Genomic DNA, 17,207 nt, shown 5'->3' on the forward strand with positions numbered 1-17,207 from the left:
CATTGTCTTTCCACTGGCTACAAATCTCAGATTTTAGTTTTCGTCTCAATTCAATATAAAATCTAGAACTTAAAATCCAAAAATCAACATGGCAAACCTAACTCCTAATTCTAGTTTTAGTTTGACACTACGCTTGCAGATTCCCAATCGTATAGGGATGTTGGCATCGATAACCCAGGCGATCGCTACCAGTGGTGGTAATCTTGGTCAAATTGATTTAATCGAGCAAACCCGCAAAGAGTCCACCCGCGATCTGACTGTGGATGCTGCTAGTACTGAACATGCTGAAACCATTGTGCAAGCAGTGAAAGCATTGCCAGATATCAAGTTACTCAGTGTCTACGATCGCACCTTTAATTTGCATCGCGGTGGCAAAATCAGCATTACCAGCAGAATTCCCTTAAGAAGTGTTTCTGATTTAGCAATGGCTTACACGCCCGGAGTCGGTCGAATTTGTACAGCGATCGCTCAAGACCCAGAGGAAGTTTACAAGTTAACCATCAAACAAAACACTGTTGCTATTGTTACCGATGGTAGTGCTGTTTTAGGTTTAGGAAATCTCGGGCCAGCAGCGGCCCTACCAGTCATGGAAGGCAAAGCAATGCTGTTCAAGGAATTTGCGGGGCTGGATGCTTTTCCCATTTGTCTCGCCACCCAAGATACAGATGAAATTATCCAGACAGTTAAGAATATCGCTCCGGTGTTTGGGGGTGTGAATTTAGAGGATATCGCTGCACCTCGCTGCTTTGAAATTGAAAAGAGATTGCGCCAGGAGTTAGATATCCCCGTTTTTCACGATGACCAGCACGGTACAGCAATTGTTACCTTGGCTGCGTTGTTTAATGCCCTAAAGCTGGTAAATAAGTCAATGGCCCAAATCAGGATCGTGATTAATGGTGCTGGGGCGGCTGGTGTGGCGATCGCTCGATTACTGACTAAAGCTGGGGCAGAAAAAATCTGGATGTGCGACTCTAAAGGGATTATCTCTACCAGTCGTACCGATTTGACACAAGAAAAACTCGAATTTGCTGTGAAAGCTCAGGGTACGTTAGCGGGTGCAATGCAAGGGGCAGATGTCTTTATTGGTGTCAGCGCACCGGGAGTTTTGACACCAGAAATGGTGCATTCGATGGCGAAAGACCCAATTGTGTTTGCAATGGCAAATCCCATTCCAGAGATTCAGCCAGAATTAATTAGTGAATATGTTGCTGTGATCGCTACCGGTCGCAGTGATTACCCAAATCAAATTAATAACGTCTTAGCTTTTCCTGGGGTATTCCGTGGTGCTTTAGATTGTCGGGCCCAGGCAATTACCACCACAATGTACTTAGAAGCTGCAAGTGCGATCGCCTCCTTAGTCAAGCCTTCAGACTTGACTAGAGAACATATTATTCCTTCAGTCTTTGATGAGCGTGTCGTCATTGCTGTTGCTGCTGCTGTGCAACGCGCCGCGCGTGAAGAAGGTATCGCTCGGAATTAATTAACTAAAATAATGAATCTTGTGGGATGAGCGTCTCGCCCGTCCCACAGCACATCCTTCTATGCAATCTCCTATAGGGAAATTGCCAAAACCAGTAAACCATTTTGGGTACTCCCCATTATTTTATGATTTCGGTTGTGCAACTTGCCTAACAACTTGTTCGTCTAAACCTAACGCTTGAGCTATCTGTTCAATACTCAATCCTAACGCCCATAGCTGAGGTATTGTTTCTAACTTGCCTTCTAGCTTACCTTCCTGTTTTCCTTCTAACTTGCCTTCTTCTTTACCCTCTGCAAAAACTTCTTGGTAAAATCTAGTTTGCTTTAACTCACTTAATCCAAACATTTTTCCCATCTCCTCCCGGCTCAAGCGCGGCAATTTGTAAATTAATATCGTTTTTATCAATTGTATAATTTCCCTGGCTGTGGGCAGCGAAGCATATGCAGCTGCATTGCAAGTATATAACTATGCTAAAGTCAGTGGTCAGGGGACAGGTTTAGATACATGGTTGAAGAAATGGGGCAACGGTTTTCCCGTAGAAATAGGAAAGTCAAGTCTCAACAGGTAGCGCTGTAGAAAATAGCTTACCAATTGCACTGTTGAAGTGCAAATTTAAAGCTCAAAGTTTGAACGTTCGAGCAAAAAGGTCGAAGTTCCGAGTTCAAAGGCTCAACGTTCGAGCAAAAAAGTCGAAGTTCCGAGTTCAAAGGCTCAATGTTCGAGCAAAAAGGTCAAAGTTCCGAGTTCAAAGGCTCAACGTTCGAGCAAAAAGGTCGAAGTTCCGAGTTCAAAGGCTCAACGTTCGAGCAAAAAGGTCGAAATTCCGAGTTCAAAAGTTAAAAATTTGAATTTTGAGAGCGATGTCTACGACAGGCTACGCCTACACAAAAGTATTTATCCTAAAAAATCATTTCTGAAGAGGCATCATTAAGGGTTATAGGACTAGCCCTTTCAAGATGACTCCTAAAATAAGATTGTTTTTTCTCAGCACTCACCCTAGTTCAGATGCCTGCGGCGGGTTGCACCAACGGTAGAAGCCATCGCTCCAACTTCTCTCTGTGCCTCTACGGATTAAAAGTAATTTATCTAACCACTTCAGACGCAGATAACACAGAGGTAAGAAGTTAAAAAGGGATTGATTGACCAACATTTTTACCCACTTTGAAAGGGCTTATCCTATTTCATTAGAATTCTGTATTTTGGGTATTTCTTAAATACACCGTACCATGTTTATTTAACCTGATTTTAACTTCTTCCTAAATTACTATTAAAATACGGTAAGTCTATTGCTCTAGGTGTTTTTTAGAACTTTAGTAATGTAAGTGTGCTGATGCTCAAGACTCACGACCCTACACAAATCCTGATACTGTTAATTGGAGGTTCCACGCTGCTTCTCTATGGTGTAAAACAAGTTACTGATGCAATGGAGCGGGCATTGGATTCACGTCTGCGGCTTGTGATGATTACGCTGGCGAAGCGTCCAATGGCAGCTTTTGTGTCAGGTATGATCGTAACCATGCTAACCCAAAGCTCCACAGCAACTGCCTCAGTGATGGTGGGACTAGTCAGCGCCCAGTTGGTGCCATTAGCAACCGCAGTGATCATGCTACAGGGAGCTGCGGTTGGCTCTACATTGGTAGTGCAACTGCTGGCTTTCCACATCACTGACTATGCACAAGAGTTTCTGGGTTTAGCGGCAGCATTTGCTTTGTTGACCCGACGCAAAGCTCTGCGGGATCTTGGGCGTGGCGTATTCAGTTTTGGATTGGTGTTGCAGGGGTTGGCAATGATTGACGCCAGTTGTGTCCCCATTGCCGATAGTTCGATTACGAATGACATTATGCAGGTACTCTCCCAGTCTCCCCTGGTGTTGATCCTACTGGGGGTGCTGCTGGCAGCAGTGTTTGTCTCCAGCATCGCGGCGATTGGAATCGTAATGGTGCTAACTGGGACACATGCCCTCCCACTGGAAGCTGCTCTAGCAGTAACACTGGGTGCCAATATCGGCACAACACTCATGCCGTTACTGACTGCATTGAACCGAGGCAGCGTCGTTGCCCGCCGACTAGGATTCATTTATGTTGGTACGAGGCTGGCTGGGGGAGCATTGGCGTTGGCATTGCTGAATCCCTTGACGGTGTTATTGACTCGTCTTTTGCCCAATCCATCAACACAAGTAGCATTGGCACACCTGGGATTCAACTTGATCCTGGCGATCGTTTTTGTACCACTAGCAAATTCACTTGCAGACTTCGCTACCAGACTGTTACCAGAACCTGAAGCAGAAAAGAAACTGAGTGCCCACTACCTTGATCCCAATGCGTTGACATTACCTGCCGTTGCACTCGGTCAAGCAATGCGCGAAATTCTGCGGATGGCGGATTTGGCAACAGAGATGCTACAGCTTAGTATTCAGGCGTTTGAAGACGGTGTGAAAGATTTGCCTAAACAGATTGGAGCACTTGATAACCAGCTTGACGATCTGGAAACTGCTATCAAGCATTACCTAATTCAACTCGATGATGAATTACTGACGGAGGAACAGTCGCAACGGGAGTTGACATTGCTTTATATCAGTACGGAGTTAGAGGCAATTGGCGACATCATCGACCGACAACTCATGCGATTAGCTCGACGCAAACGACGCAAACAAATTGCTTTTTCTCAGCAAGAGTGGAACGATATTGTTGCTTACCACCGTGATGTGCTGGCACTGCTGCAACAAACACTGACAGGGCTGGCTGCACAAGATCCAATGATCGCAGGTGAAGTTTTGACGCAGCGGCAGTCACTCAACCAAATTAAGCGGGAAATTTATCTAAGGCATCACCAGTATCTCAGTTCAGGAGATTCTGTGAGTCTTAATGCTAGTTCCATTCATTTGGAAATGATTAATGCGATGAGTCGTATTCTCTCCCATACTTGTAGTATTGCCCGTGTTATTCAGGGAGAGTTGTAATATTGTTGACAGGTTTGAGCAGAAGAAGAAGCGATCGCCTTCCAATCCCCATCATCCAACCTCAAACCCTCAAGTTTCAAGCTCAGAACTCGAAAGTTGTACCTCAAAACCCGAAGTTTCGACCTCAGAACTTCAACATCTGAGCAAAAAGCCTGAAACTTCCCCTTCTGAACTCCAAGCTTCGACCTCAGAACTCAAAGTTTCAACCTCAGAACTCGAACATCCGAGCAAAAAGCCTGAAATTTCCCTTTCTGAACTCCAAGCTTCACCCTCATCACAGCAAGTTTGACCCTCTGAACACGAAACTTGGACTTCAGAAGGTCAAATATCCCCTTCAGAACTCGGACATTTGGCTTCAAAGGTTAAGGAGTTGAGCTAGAAGTTTAGAATTTGAGTTACAAGAGATATAGATTACTGGCATAAGGGTTAGGCAATGAGTGAAACTCAGACCCAGTTACCGACAGATATATGGATTTGTGCTTCTTGGCAAGAGTATGAGCAAGCGATCGCTAACTTGTTCAACAAAAAGGCAAAGAGTTACTACTATAAGGGACACATGAGGCTAGAGATGGCACCAGTTAGTTTTGATCATGGTCAAGACCATGTTGTAATTTTTTTGCAGTGACTCTATTTGCAGCACTTAAAGGGATTCCAGCTACAGGTTTAGATACAACCACCTTTCGTAAAACTGGAGTTCAGGACTGTCAGCCCGATGTGGCGTATTACCTTAGAGAAAGCGCCCAAACTATCCCAGCAGGTACAAGAATTGTCAACCTTGATCGGTATCCTGCACCGGATTTGGTGATTGAGATTGCGAAAACATCGCTGCTGGATGACTTAGGTACAAAGCGATCGCTCTATGAAGAGTTAAGTGTTACTGAATACTGGGTAGTCGATGTACAAAATGCCCAAATCATCGCCTATGCGATCGAAGAGCAAGGTAGTAAACGTATCCAGGAATCACAGGTATTGCCTGGGCTGGCGATGTCTACTTTAGAGGAAGCCTTACGCCGTAGCCGTGAAATGAATCAATCTCAAGTTGGAGCTTGGTTATTGAGCCAGTTTCAGCAAAAGCAAGGTTGAGCATTAGTAGTTTGGAGATTAAAGCTTTCAACCTCAGGACTTGAAAGTTAGTCTTTTCCTAACGCGAAACAGCGTTTCCTGGGCGCAGCCTCTCGTAGAGAAGAGTTGGGGAGATGCCAAGGGTGTTAGCGAGTCCATGTCCCTTGTGCGTCTCGTAGAGAGCGTCAGGGCTTGTCACTAAACATCACCTTTGCTGAGAAAAACTCTCTATTAGGGTTAGCAAACCCAATTAAGTTTACACCATTGAATATTTTCAGTTTTTGTTTATTAAAAAACAAAAACTATATAAGTACAACACAATCAAAACTATTTTCGCACTTATGTACGACCAAAAGTTACGAGTTTTTGAGAAAATTCTAATTTTCCGTATCTGCTCAGATTTTCTTTAGATTTACCAACTAGCGTTAGGGTAGATTTGTTAATTGCGTACCTGTCTTATTTAGTAGCGCCCTTTTTTTAGAACTGATGTAGCTTAAAGGTGCTAAGGGTGCGAAAGCGTTAAACCACAAATATACGGTTACAGTATTGATTCTTCCGATACCAGAAGCTGTAATTAATCTTGATCCGCCAGACAATTACGAACAGCTACTATTATTTTATAAATTGGACAGGATGCTTAATCTACAATAGATAGTGCTATATCTTTGTAGTTGAAAATTTTAATAAACCACAAAGGCTTAAAAAAATCACAAAGCCAACTTTTGCAACACAACCGTATTTGATGGCTAAATCAATTGTTTCAACAAAACGCCTCAGCAGACAGTTAATCCGCTGGTTGCTTGAAGAAGACCGACGAGGGAAGGAAAGACCTCACCGCAAGCAAGAAATACATCGCCAGCATCCTTGGTGGCAGGTGATGTGCTTGACTGGTGTAGATTATTTCTCGACTCTTGGCTATCAACCTGGGATTGCAGCACTGGCAGCTGGCGCTCTTTCTCCTGTGGCTACCCTGGTTCTGGTTTTGCTGACGCTCTTTGGAGCATTGCCAATCTATCGGCGCATTGCTGCCGAAAGCCCTCATGGTGAAGGGTCGATCGCAATGTTAGAGCGTTTGCTCCCTTGGTGGCAAGGCAAATTACTTGTGCTGTGCCTACTCGGCTTTGTCGCAACCGACTTTATTATTACCATTACCCTGTCGGCTGCTGATGCTACAGCCCATATCATCGAAAATCCGCTGGCTCCATATTGGCTTCACAATCAGACGATCGAAATCACCCTGGTATTAGTTGCATTACTAGGTGCAGTTTTCCTCAAAGGTTTCCGAGAAGCAATTGGTATTGCAGTAGTTTTGGTGGCAGTTTATCTGGTTTTAAACTTCATTGTCGTTAGCGTCGGTCTGTATCAGATCCTAACTCACCCTGAAGCGATCGCTAACTGGCACACTGCACTTTTTGCCAGCCATTCCAACCCTTTGATCCTAATCGGCATTGCTCTTTTGATATTCCCCAAGCTAGCGCTGGGATTGTCAGGTTTTGAGACTGGCGTCACCGTTATGGGCCTGGTAAAGGGGAGCAGCAGCGACACTCATGAGGATTCTAAAGGGCGGCTTCGGAATACACGCAAGCTGCTCACCACTGCTGCTGTGATTATGAGCTTCTTTTTGCTCACCACCAGCTTTATAACCACTCTCCTGATTCCCGCTGCACAATTTGCATCTGGGGGCAAAGCCAACGGACGCGCCCTTGCTTATTTAGCACATCAGCATTTAGGCAATGGCTTTGGCACAATTTACGATCTAAGTACTATTTCCATTTTGTGGTTTGCAGGTGCATCTGCAATGGCAGGGCTGCTGAATATTGTGCCTCGCTACCTACCACGCTATGGCATGGCACCCAATTGGGCTCGAGTAACGCGACCTTTAGTGTTAGTCTACACAGCGATCGCTTTTGTGGTCACAATTATCTTCCAGGCAAATGTGGAAGCCCAAGGTGGGGCTTACGCAACTGGTGTGCTTGTATTGATAACTTCAGCTGCCTTTGCCGTCACCCTATCAGCCCACCGTCATAGAGAGAAGCGGGCAAGACTCCTCTTTGCAATCATCACACTGTTGTTTATATATACTACTGTTGTCAATATCATCGAAAGACCAGAAGGGATTAGGATAGCTGGGTTTTTCATCGGCGCGATCATTTTTACCTCGCTGGTTTCTCGTGTTTGGCGTTCAACGGAACTGCGAACAGAGCGGATCGAAGTTGACGAACTTGCTGGCCAATTCCTTGCCGAAGAAAGCCAGGGAGCAATCCGGTTGATTGCAAATCGGCTGAATAAGGGCGATGTCCTAGAGTATTTTATGAAAGAGAAAGAGGTACGCGAGGACAACCATATTCCACCCAACGATCCAATTCTGTTTCTAGAAATTAAGGTATCTGATGCTTCGGAATTTGCCGATGTCATCAAAGTAAAAGGGGTGCAAGTTGGTGATTACCACATCCTCCGGGCTGAAAGTGCAGCAGTACCTAATGCGATCGCGGCTTTACTGCTTTATATTCGTGACCAAACAGGTAAGATTCCCCATGCCTACTTCGGCTGGGTTGAGGGCAACCCCATACAATACTTACTGCGTTTTATCTTGTTTGGGGAGGGTGATATTGCTGTGGTCACCCGTGAAGTACTCCGTCGGGCGGAAAAGAATCCCCACAGGCGTCCTGGCGTTCATGTCGGGGGTTAAGTAAGCATCACGGATGATTGAAGAGGACACTTATCTTTGAAGATTTTCTCTCTCAGTACCGAGATAATCCCCGCTATGAACTGGCAGATGCAGAACTAATTGACAGATCAACCACTAGCCCTTAGCGATTGCCTGAACTTGCAGATACTTATCTAAACGCGATCGCTTTTAAGTTTTTTGACTGGTTTTTGATCACAGCATCACTAGACAACGCCTGTTTTCACCCTATCACCAGAAGTGCGTAGACGCAAAGCGGTGATGGGGTCACAGTATTCTCTCAAAGGAAGACATTAAGAGCGATGACGATTAACTTATAATCAAAACAACTTGTCTTCAGGAGATTGACTTTCATGACATATATCTCCCCAAAAACACTCACATTTGAAGACTTTCTCTCCCAATATCGAGATAATCCCCGCTACGAATAATGAGTGCGATCGCATCAGCACCTTCCATCTTAGGCATTCGCAAATCCATTAGCGCCACATTGGGCTGTGTTTGCGGAAAAGTTCTCACGATAAATTATATAAGATGGGTTACTTTTATGTTCGCCGATTTACTAAGGTAGCGCTAGCTTGGTCAACAGGCATCAGCACAACTTCATTAATATTGACATGGGGCGATCGCGTCACGCAAAAAAATATCACATCAGCCACATCATCTGCTGTCAGGGGTGTAACTCCTTGGTAAACTTTGTTAGCGCGTTCAGTATCTCCGTGAAAGCGCACCTCACTAAATTCCGTTTCTACCATCCCAGGGTCAACAGAAGTTACACGGACTCGCGTTCCCAACAGGTCTTGTTTTAAACCTTCAGAAATTGCTCTCACAGCTGCTTTGCTAGCACAGTAGACATTGCCGCCGGGATAGGTTTGATGTCCGGCAATGGAACCTAAATTTACCACATGACCGCGATCGCGACTCACCATTCCAGGAACGACATAACGGGAAAGGTAAAGTAAACCTTTAACGTTAGTATCAATCATGTCTTCCCAGTCTTGAAAGCTGCCTTCGTGCAACTTGTCTAAACCACGACTTAGACCAGCATTGTTAATCAGAATGTCGATGTCAGACCAGGCAGAGGGGAGAGTAGAAATGGCAGATTCGACAGCAGTGCGATCGCGCACATCTAGCTGTAACAAATGAATTTCAGTACTAAAATCTTTATTGAGAGTATCTGCTAGCTGCTGCAAACGTTCTAACCGTCGTGCTGCTAAGATCAGTTTTGCACCCGCACCAGCGAAGATTCTCGCACAAGCAGTACCAATACCGCTGCTTGCACCAGTAATCAAAATGATTTGATTTTCTAGAGAAGTCATTGTTAGTCAAAAGTCAAGAGTCCAGTGTTAATTGAAATATACAATTTAGCAATTTAGCAAGTTCCTGACAGAGAAAATTTAGGGCGACCTATTTTCGTTGATTATGACTTCGTAATCACAATTGCTAAGTTGCAGAGCTAAACGTAAATGTCAGCGCTTGCTTTTACAACATAAACAGTGCATTGAGAAACTGTGTAATGCCCTACATTTAAGCTACGTTTAGGATCACTGCTAGATGTACTGTAATACTCAGGTTTTGGGACAAGATGTCGATGATGATAAATTATTTTAAAGTAATCTGATATTCTTTCATGATCGCTTTCATGATTTTCAGGAAATAGCAAATTATTTACTAGCTCATAATCACTCCAATTGATCTGTAGTGTTGTACCAATTGCAGGTACTTCACCATAAAATCTCCCCCAACCAGCAAAACCACTAGGCGGATGATAATAGTGGTTTACAAAGTTTATAAATTTTTGTTCATCATCAACCAATGCAATCTGACAAAGTACAGACATATTTTCTCAGCTATTAATATTTATTTTTTCTTGGACGTAACTCAAAAGCTAAATCGAAGCGGTAAAAGCATACATCAAACTCTGCAAAAAAATTCATCTGTCCGAGAATTAAAGGAGCTTCTGTTGATTCTGTCCATGCAAACACGAGAAGGACGGGTGAAAATTCAGCAACTGTAAAGGTTTGATAATGTTTGGGCAGCTTCATACGCCTCGTAGGGAGACCATACAACCGCTTCAGTTGATGCCAGTTCCTTGAGCAGTAAATCTTCTGGATTTCTAATATTTGTAGACTCTGTAGACTCTAAATTAAAACCCTCTTCCTTCGCTACTGCTAGCACCAGAAAATGGATGAGGCGTAACTTGTCTTGGTGTGATAGTTGATCGACAGCAGCTAACAGTTCATTTAAAGACATATTGCTACTCGTGAAAGGCTTTAATATAACTCCAGCTGATCTCACGGAAATATCATAGATAAAAGGTAACGCATTATCCAGATTTTTAGTACGCTAGCGGTAGCGTAGCGCACTAACTCCTAACTCCTAACTCCTAACTACTTCTTCACCACTTGCAGGCGCTGAGTTACCATCGTCATCCCATTACCCCGCAGGATAACAGCAGAAACCCATTGGCTACCAGGGGTAGATGGTGCTTGTGCTACTTTAAACAGTCCGCCAGATGTCAGTAATTCCAAATCGACGGGTGTGGGGTTAAGAAGTTTATCTGGTTGGATAGATTCTTCTAGCGCCGTTCCTAGTAGAAAATCATCACCAAGTGGCTCTTGGACGATCGCATCAAAATTATACTTCTGACCAACTTGCACCTGCTGTGGTAATTTAAGATCAATTTGGGGTGGCTTGCTGCCAGAGGTAAGTTGAGTGCGTTCTGACAAAATTTCTTGGTGGACAATTTTTCCGCCTGCAATCCGCTGACGCGATTTAATCGTGGCATTGAGAGCCAAATTATTACTGTTACCGGAGGGTAAGCCAGTTATCTTCGTTTCTGTTTCGGCAATAATCGCATTGCCTTCAGGTTTTGAAGATAGCAGTTTCGTACTATATTGCAATTTGGGATATCGTTGCCAAAGTGAAATCAAAGACTTTTCCAGGGTTTGGAGGTTTAATCCATCCCCATGAGTAAAATTGGGGCTGTAGAATCGCAATACCCCTTTGACATCGCCCCGGCTGGCGGCGGCATCAACTTGTGTCAACAGATTTTTCAGTTCGGCTGGTGCATTTTGGGCTGTATCAGCTTGGACTAATTGCTGTGGTGTCGTCGCTTGAGTGCGTTGCCAACCACTTGTTAAACCAAGGGTTAGCAGGAAGGAAATCAACCCGATGCTAGCTGGAAATCTGAGTTGGCGTCTCACTAAGGCGGTAATAATGTTAGTCATTGGTAAGAGTTTACTGATTTGATTAGAGAAAGTAAGGAAATTGTTTTATCTTAGTTAAGCTAGACGCTAAACGGTAGAGGTTTGATGGCAAACGCACCGACACGATTATTAATAGCTGCCAGTGGGACTGGTGGACATTTGTTTCCAGCGATCGCACTGGCACAAAAACTTCCAGATTATCAAATAGAATGGCTGGGAGTACCCAATCGGCTAGAAACTGAACTTGTCCCCAAACAGTATCCTTTGAATACTATTGCAGTTGAAGGGTTTCAGCAAGGGTTTGGACTCTCCTCGATTCGGATCTTCGGTAAACTCGCCCTTTCGATTCTAGAAGTCAGACGAATTCTCAAACAGGGAAATTATCAAGGGGTGTTTACCACAGGGGGTTATATTGCTGGCCCAGCGGTCATTGCGGCGCGTTCCCTCGATTTACCCGTGATATTCCACGAATCTAACGCCTTGCCAGGTAAAGTAACTCGCTTTTTTGGCCCTTGGTGTAGTGTGGTAGCCTTGGGATTTGAAGTAGCTGCTAAGTATTTACCCCGTGCCCAAAATGTCTGTGTTGGTACTCCCGTAAGAGCACAATTTATTGATGGGGCAATTAATGCACCACTGGATTTAGCTATTCCTGATGGTGTTCCCTTAATTGTCGTCTTTGGTGGTAGCCAGGGTGCAGTTGCGATTAATAAGTTGGTGCGCGAATCTGCAAACACTTGGTTTAATGCTGGTGCATATATAGTACATTTAACTGGCGATCGCGACGAGGAAGCAGATAGTCTCAAACATCCACAGTACATAGCCTTACCTTTTTACAACAATATGGCAGCGTTGTTGCAACGAGCTTCTTTAGCTATTAGTCGTTCTGGGGCTGGTAGCTTGACAGAATTAGCAGTGTGTGGAACACCAGCAATTTTGATTCCTTACCCCTTTGCCGCAGAAGACCATCAATCTTATAATGCAGATGTATTTACTTCATCTGGTGCGGCGTTAACCTTGAAGCAATCGGAGTTGACAACTGAAGCATTGCAAAGTATTGTGTTGAATTTATTGCAGTCACCGCAAGAGTTAGCAAAGATGGGGGAAAAAGCAAAGGCGATCGCAGTTCCCAATAGTGCCGAAAAGTTGGCGCAGTTAGTACGTGAGGTGATAGAAACTTAAAAAATTCACGCATTCAAAATTGTTCGCGTGGTCACTGACTTGTACTGAGCGCACTTATACTGAGTGACTTGCCTTGAGCGTACTCCTACGGAGAAGCTACACGCAGCGTCTCTAAGAGTTGCCGAAAGGAGCCGAAGTAGTCGAACCATGCCGAAGTGCAGCGTCACGGAGTGAAGAAAGTAAGAGACAATAGGAATTTATTCTCCAGGTTATGAATATCTTATTTAACCAAAAATTCCGCCTCACAGTAGGTTGTGCTGCCTTATTACTTGTTAGTTTAGCTAGTAGCCATCTATATACTCAGTCAAAAGCTAAACAGCCAGATCAACAAGATCAGTCATTTTCTCAGCAAGAAAATTTTGCCCCAGTTCAACCAGAGATTTCCTTCACCTCAAATCAAGCTGCTCATCCACTCACCTCAAAATTTAAAAATCCTTTTGCCGCTCAACAAATATCTGATGAGATTATAGGCAAGCAAAACGTTTTTTCATCTCGGCAGTATTTGTTAGCAGCATCTAAACCCTATCCAGTTGTCGATGAGTTCAAAAAATATAAATTTAGCATTAATGGCAGCCAGATTGTTACTCCAGTCAAACTACCAAGTAGCAAGGTTAATTTCAATCAAGGAGATTTATTAACTGTTCTTGTTAATACTAGAAAATATTTTCAAGACTACGCTTCAGAAGACCCAGATATTCTCCGTACAGGAATGCTTGCCACTCAAGGGGTTACTGTGCCAGATGTTCTCAAAACTTTGGATTTCATGATTGCTGTCTTAAAGGAGGATATTGCTAATAATCGAGCTACTCGTTTACAAGACCCTAAATTTATCAATACCAATTTTCGAGTCATTAAATGGTCTGCCTATAACCCAAATAATAAACAGCAAAAACAATTACGAATTACCAAATATGCTGTCTTTACTCACTCTGGTTCTCGCAAGAAAACCTCTACTTTTAATACACCAATTTATAGCTTAAAAGAAAACTCTACTAATGATAAGTTTTACACTAGATATACAAAGCAAGATGTTTTGTCGGGTATTTATGAACCAGGTGGTAGAGAGTTTGGAAAAGTTACAAATCTCGCTTATCTGACCAGAAATGGCTTAGAAGAAGCAATTATGGAAGGAACAATACTAATTAATTTTACAGATGGTTATAAGGCATTTTTTAATGTAGATAGAAATAATGGAATGTCTTATATTCGCGGATTGAAGGCAACAGCACAAAAGCGTTATTGGTATTTTAGAGAAGTTGATGCTATTAAAGGCTATGGATACAAAATAGATGCAAAAATTTCTATCAAACCCGGAGTCACTTTTGCTGGAGATGTTTTGAATATCGGTTTAGGTAAAGTGATTGTAATTGAGCACACTCAAGGTGGTCGTAAACATCTGCAAATGGGAGTCATTGCCGATACAGGTGGAGCATTTTTACCCAATCTTTATCAACTCGATTTTTTAGCAGGTATTTTTCAGAATAAAAAAGAATTTGGGCAGAATATCAGCCAATTGCCTGAGTATGCTACAGCATATTTTTTAGTAAAGAAGTAATGCATTGACTTGATGTCATAAATCTCTGCACGGCTCAAAGTAATTCGTAATTGCAATCGGTGGGGGCCTATATCCTCTTAATTACAAATTACGAATTACGAATTATGAATTAGTAATTATTTGGTCAACAGTTCTAGATTATGACCATTGGGGTCATAGAAATAGAAGCCCCGACCTTCCTTGCGATGGTTAATTTGTCCTTTATTCTGATGCATGGGGTCGCTACTATATTCAATACCTACCTTTTTGACGCGTGCAAAAATTGCATCAAATTCCTCATCACTGACATGGAACGCATAATGATGTGACTCGAACGTTTCAGCGTCGGCGAAGTCGAGTGTTAATGCATCATTGATATGCACAGCAGCGAAGTGACCAATGGGAACCTCGACCTCTAAACCAAAAATTTTTGCAAAGAATCTCGCCGATGCTTCCTTGTCATGCACAGGCACTATGGTGTGATTTAGGGTAATTGTCATGTCACACCTCCCCTCCTAATTTTGGTAGTAATTCATATCAACTTCCTATTCAGAGTCGATAACAATGTTCCTTTCTATTTTATCTTTTCAGCGCTGACACGAGAGTAAACCTATCCAAGACTTAGGCAAAGTCAGGTATTTTTGTCATTGCGAGCAAAGCAAAGCAATCTCGTCAAGATTGGGATTGCAACTCTTGGAGACGCTACCGCGAACACTACACTGCGTTTCGTACCCTACGGAAAAGCTGACGCCAACGCAATGACTAATCATCGCTGCGTAAGTCCTGCGTACAACCAGAAGAATATATTAACGTCCCAGCCGGAACCGAACATTGGTTTTATCTCACCCCAGCAAGACGGGTGAAGGCAGCATGGTCTGACAGTTTGGGCGTGTTCTCTTGAAGCTGCTCGTAATTATACTGAGTAATTAAGCTGTATTTTTTGCTATATAATTGTCGCTAGTAGGTTAGGTATAAATATCTGAATGTGACTAACTACTTGAGTTTGGACTCTTGATTATGGACTAATAGCTAATAATTAATCATTACTTTCACTAAGTCTCTAATTAACTCAGCCCTGCTGGGTAGTTTTGCATTACTTAGTCTAAACTCCAGTATCAAGCATCAAAGCTAAAACTAGTTTGTAAAACTGTATTAAATACTACTTATGACCAATTTAATTGGTAATAATTTCCTGCCAGACAAATCCTCTGTTTATTGGAATTTGGGCTTTTGATCCATAATACCAGGTAAAAAGCAACCACTAGCAAAAATAATTTGCGCTTCGCAAGCAAATTGGCAATTGATGTGATAGTATTTTTATATAGGGAATCAAGACAGCGAAAGTACAGTTATGTCGTCAAAGAGAAATAATATAAACTCAAAGACCACACTTTCGCCTTGGCAGATAAGAGTTAAATCCGCTATGGCTTTTTGAAACTAACAGACAAAGCCAATGAAGCAGGATAGTGACCTCCGTAATAACTTGAAGTTGATTAGAACTCGCTTAGGCATGAGCCAACAAGATTTGGCTAATATCGCTAGTGTTACTCGTCAGACTATTAGTGGTGTAGAGTCGGGACAATATGCTCCCTCAGTTGCTATAACACTTCGCTTGGCCAAAGCGCTTGGTTGTCAAGTTGAGGATCTATTCTGGTTAGAGCGGGACTTACCTGAAATTGAAGCCGTTCTTGCCAAGCCTGTTCCTGATGGTCAGCCGCTACGAGTCAGTCTGGCTCGTGTAGGAGGACAATGGATAGCTTATCCCTTGATTGGCAAGGATGCTTTTCGCCAAGATTTGATTCCGGCTGACGGTGAAGCAGTTGCGGGGGTTCCCGGAAGGTATCTAGAGAGTGATAATAAGAGCCGGATAGGTACAGATAAAGTTCAAGTGCGGCTTCTAGACGATAATCTGGATACTCTTCATAACACAATTGTGATTGCGGGCTGTGCGCCTGTGATTTCATTATGGGCGAGAGCAACTGAACGTTGGCATCCCCAACTGCGAGTCCAATTTAACTTCGCCAACAGCATGGCTGCATTACATAGTCTATGCCGAGGTGAAGCGCACATCGCCGGGATGCACTTGTATGATCCTGAGACTGGTGAGTATAATACTCCCTTTGTTCGAAATGTTTTGGCTGGGAGGAAAGCAGTTCTGATTACCCTTGGTGTTTGGGAGGAGGGACTTTTGGTGAAGTCTGGTAACCCAAGGGGAATCAGAACAGTTAGCGACTTAGTACAAGGGAGAGCGACTATTGTCAACCGCGAAATAGGTTCCGGTAGTCGTATGCTTTTGGAACAAGCACTGCAAGAGCAGCAGATACCGTTCCATACTGTCCAAGGCTTTGACCATATTGTCAAAAATCACCAAGATGTTGCCCAAGCTGTAGGATTAGGAGTTGCCGATGCAGGTATCAGTACGGCATCTATAGCTACCGCCTTTGGGCTGGGATTTATCCCTTTACATCAATCAAGATACGATTTAGTGATTCTCAAGGAATATCTAGAAGAAGCACCAGTACAGCAGTTACTTAGTACTTTGGGACATCGGCTGGTTCACTCACAATTTGAAATTCTCGGCGGTTATGATATCAGCAAAATCGGGGAAGTTGTAGCGACTGTTTAGAGTGGATTGCAATACTTGGTTGGTTGTGTGGTTAAAGGAATAACTCTGCGTAAATTTAAATTCCTGCTGCAACCACTCTTTAGGTATGAGCAACCTTCAGGAGATTACAACAACTGATAATGCTGAAGAAAGAAGATATAGAGTTATACCAATTCGTGATTCTTAATACTCGCCTCCAGGAGAAGTAAAGTACGTAATGACGCTCTCTACGAGACGCACAAGGGACGCTGACTCACTCTCCTCTTCGCTAACGTAATTAAGAAATTCGGATTTAATCTGGGTTTCCAGCTTGGAATTTGTTGCTTTCTTTTTTCCAATTAGTATTACTACCGCCAGAGAAATCATTTGAGTGAGTGTCTGGTAATATTTGCAATATTCCTTGAGTGATTTCTTATCGCTCTAGCCATTAGTCAAAAAAATAATGACTAATGGCCAACGAAAACTGACCAAAACTTGAATATGTTCTGGATTC

General features: G+C 43.2%; 17 protein-coding genes and 3 pseudogenes. 12 read left to right on the forward strand and 8 right to left on the reverse strand.

Annotated features, from left to right (window positions below; translation table 11 throughout):
- Window positions 1–88 precede the first annotated feature (88 nt).
- Window positions 89–1,480, forward strand: a complete 1,392-nt coding sequence (locus V7K48_RS32465; protein ID WP_335079072.1) for a malic enzyme-like NAD(P)-binding protein — start codon at window positions 89–91, stop codon at window positions 1,478–1,480.
- Window positions 1,481–1,603: 123 nt separating this feature from the next.
- Here the strand turns inward: V7K48_RS32465 and V7K48_RS32470 are convergent, their stop codons facing one another.
- Window positions 1,604–1,885, reverse strand: coding sequence for an Rpn family recombination-promoting nuclease/putative transposase (locus tag V7K48_RS32470; RefSeq protein ID WP_335079074.1), 282 nt, complete (start codon window positions 1,883–1,885; stop codon window positions 1,604–1,606).
- A gap of 19 nt (window positions 1,886–1,904) precedes the next feature.
- Between V7K48_RS32470 and V7K48_RS32475 the strand changes: the two genes are divergently transcribed.
- From V7K48_RS32475 to V7K48_RS32505, 7 genes and pseudogenes are all read left to right on the forward strand, one after another.
- Window positions 1,905–2,048: a hypothetical protein gene (locus tag V7K48_RS32475; protein WP_335079200.1), complete on the forward strand. Its 144-nt coding sequence runs from the start codon at window positions 1,905–1,907 to the stop codon at window positions 2,046–2,048.
- Between the two features lie 762 nt (window positions 2,049–2,810).
- Window positions 2,811–4,439, forward strand: a complete 1,629-nt coding sequence (locus V7K48_RS32480) for a Na/Pi cotransporter family protein (RefSeq protein ID WP_335079076.1) — start codon at window positions 2,811–2,813, stop codon at window positions 4,437–4,439.
- Complete coding sequence (locus V7K48_RS32485; protein WP_335079078.1) at window positions 4,417–4,728, forward strand: hypothetical protein; 312 nt, start codon at window positions 4,417–4,419, stop codon at window positions 4,726–4,728. Before V7K48_RS32480 ends, V7K48_RS32485 begins: the two co-directional genes overlap by 23 nt.
- 144 nt (window positions 4,729–4,872) lie before the next feature.
- Window positions 4,873–5,064: a hypothetical protein gene (locus V7K48_RS32490; protein WP_335079080.1), complete on the forward strand. Its 192-nt coding sequence runs from the start codon at window positions 4,873–4,875 to the stop codon at window positions 5,062–5,064.
- Window positions 5,061–5,522, forward strand: coding sequence for a Uma2 family endonuclease (locus V7K48_RS32495; RefSeq protein ID WP_335079082.1), 462 nt, complete (start codon window positions 5,061–5,063; stop codon window positions 5,520–5,522). The genes V7K48_RS32490 and V7K48_RS32495 overlap by 4 nt, the downstream gene beginning before the upstream one ends.
- 721 nt (window positions 5,523–6,243) lie before the next feature.
- Window positions 6,244–8,190: an amino acid transporter gene (locus tag V7K48_RS32500; protein ID WP_335079084.1), complete on the forward strand. Its 1,947-nt coding sequence runs from the start codon at window positions 6,244–6,246 to the stop codon at window positions 8,188–8,190.
- 17 nt (window positions 8,191–8,207) lie between these two features.
- Window positions 8,208–8,312 (forward strand): annotated as a pseudogene (locus tag V7K48_RS32505) (Uma2 family endonuclease); the annotation flags it as partial.
- 253 nt (window positions 8,313–8,565) lie between these two features.
- Here the strand turns inward: V7K48_RS32505 and V7K48_RS35305 are convergent.
- The 6 genes and pseudogenes from V7K48_RS35305 to V7K48_RS32535 all read right to left on the reverse strand — a co-directional run bounded on the left by V7K48_RS35305 (window position 8,566) and on the right by V7K48_RS32535 (window position 11,417).
- Window positions 8,566–8,706 (reverse strand): hypothetical protein, encoded by a 141-nt coding sequence (locus V7K48_RS35305; protein ID WP_442949505.1) that lies wholly within the window; start codon window positions 8,704–8,706, stop codon window positions 8,566–8,568.
- 26 nt (window positions 8,707–8,732) lie between these two features.
- The gene (locus V7K48_RS32515; RefSeq protein ID WP_335079086.1) at window positions 8,733–9,506 is read right to left on the reverse strand and encodes an SDR family oxidoreductase; all 774 of its coding nucleotides are present in this window, start codon (window positions 9,504–9,506) and stop codon (window positions 8,733–8,735) included.
- A gap of 137 nt (window positions 9,507–9,643) precedes the next feature.
- Entirely contained in the window at window positions 9,644–10,027 is a 384-nt protein-coding gene (locus V7K48_RS32520; protein WP_335079088.1) for a hypothetical protein, read from the reverse strand.
- A 13-nt stretch (window positions 10,028–10,040) separates the two neighbouring features.
- Window positions 10,041–10,202: pseudogene (locus V7K48_RS32525) on the reverse strand (retroviral-like aspartic protease); the annotation flags it as partial.
- Window positions 10,192–10,440 carry a hypothetical protein gene (locus tag V7K48_RS32530; protein ID WP_335079090.1) on the reverse strand — a complete coding sequence of 83 codons (249 nt, stop codon included), beginning with the start codon at window positions 10,438–10,440 and terminating at the stop codon, window positions 10,192–10,194. The pseudogene V7K48_RS32525 and the gene V7K48_RS32530, both read right to left, overlap by 11 nt.
- A gap of 137 nt (window positions 10,441–10,577) precedes the next feature.
- Window positions 10,578–11,417 (reverse strand): nuclear transport factor 2 family protein, encoded by an 840-nt coding sequence (locus V7K48_RS32535; RefSeq protein WP_335079092.1) that lies wholly within the window; start codon window positions 11,415–11,417, stop codon window positions 10,578–10,580.
- A gap of 84 nt (window positions 11,418–11,501) precedes the next feature.
- Here V7K48_RS32535 and murG point away from each other — a divergent pair, with 84 nt between their 5' ends.
- Both murG and V7K48_RS32545 read left to right on the forward strand, forming a co-directional pair.
- Window positions 11,502–12,575, forward strand: coding sequence for an undecaprenyldiphospho-muramoylpentapeptide beta-N-acetylglucosaminyltransferase (murG, locus tag V7K48_RS32540; protein WP_335079094.1), 1,074 nt, complete (start codon window positions 11,502–11,504; stop codon window positions 12,573–12,575).
- A 211-nt stretch (window positions 12,576–12,786) separates the two neighbouring features.
- Window positions 12,787–14,130 carry a hypothetical protein gene (locus tag V7K48_RS32545; protein WP_335079096.1) on the forward strand — a complete coding sequence of 448 codons (1,344 nt, stop codon included), beginning with the start codon at window positions 12,787–12,789 and terminating at the stop codon, window positions 14,128–14,130.
- A gap of 116 nt (window positions 14,131–14,246) precedes the next feature.
- On the opposite strand, the gene V7K48_RS32550 is transcribed toward V7K48_RS32545, so the two are convergent.
- On the reverse strand, window positions 14,247–14,609 hold the full coding sequence (locus V7K48_RS32550; protein WP_335079098.1) for a VOC family protein: 363 nt from the start codon (window positions 14,607–14,609) through the stop codon (window positions 14,247–14,249).
- 287 nt (window positions 14,610–14,896) lie between these two features.
- Here V7K48_RS32550 and V7K48_RS32555 point away from each other — a divergent pair.
- Together V7K48_RS32555 and V7K48_RS32560 are read left to right on the forward strand one after the other, a co-directional pair.
- A pseudogene (locus tag V7K48_RS32555) lies at window positions 14,897–14,977 on the forward strand (acireductone dioxygenase); the annotation flags it as partial.
- A gap of 585 nt (window positions 14,978–15,562) precedes the next feature.
- Window positions 15,563–16,735, forward strand: a complete 1,173-nt coding sequence (locus tag V7K48_RS32560) for a substrate-binding domain-containing protein (RefSeq protein WP_335079100.1) — start codon at window positions 15,563–15,565, stop codon at window positions 16,733–16,735.
- Window positions 16,736–17,207: the final 472 nt, after the last annotated feature.

Origin of the sequence: Nostoc sp., from assembly GCF_036919615.1 — a bacterium.
Taxonomy (GTDB): Bacteria; Cyanobacteriota; Cyanobacteriia; order Cyanobacteriales; family Nostocaceae; genus Nostoc.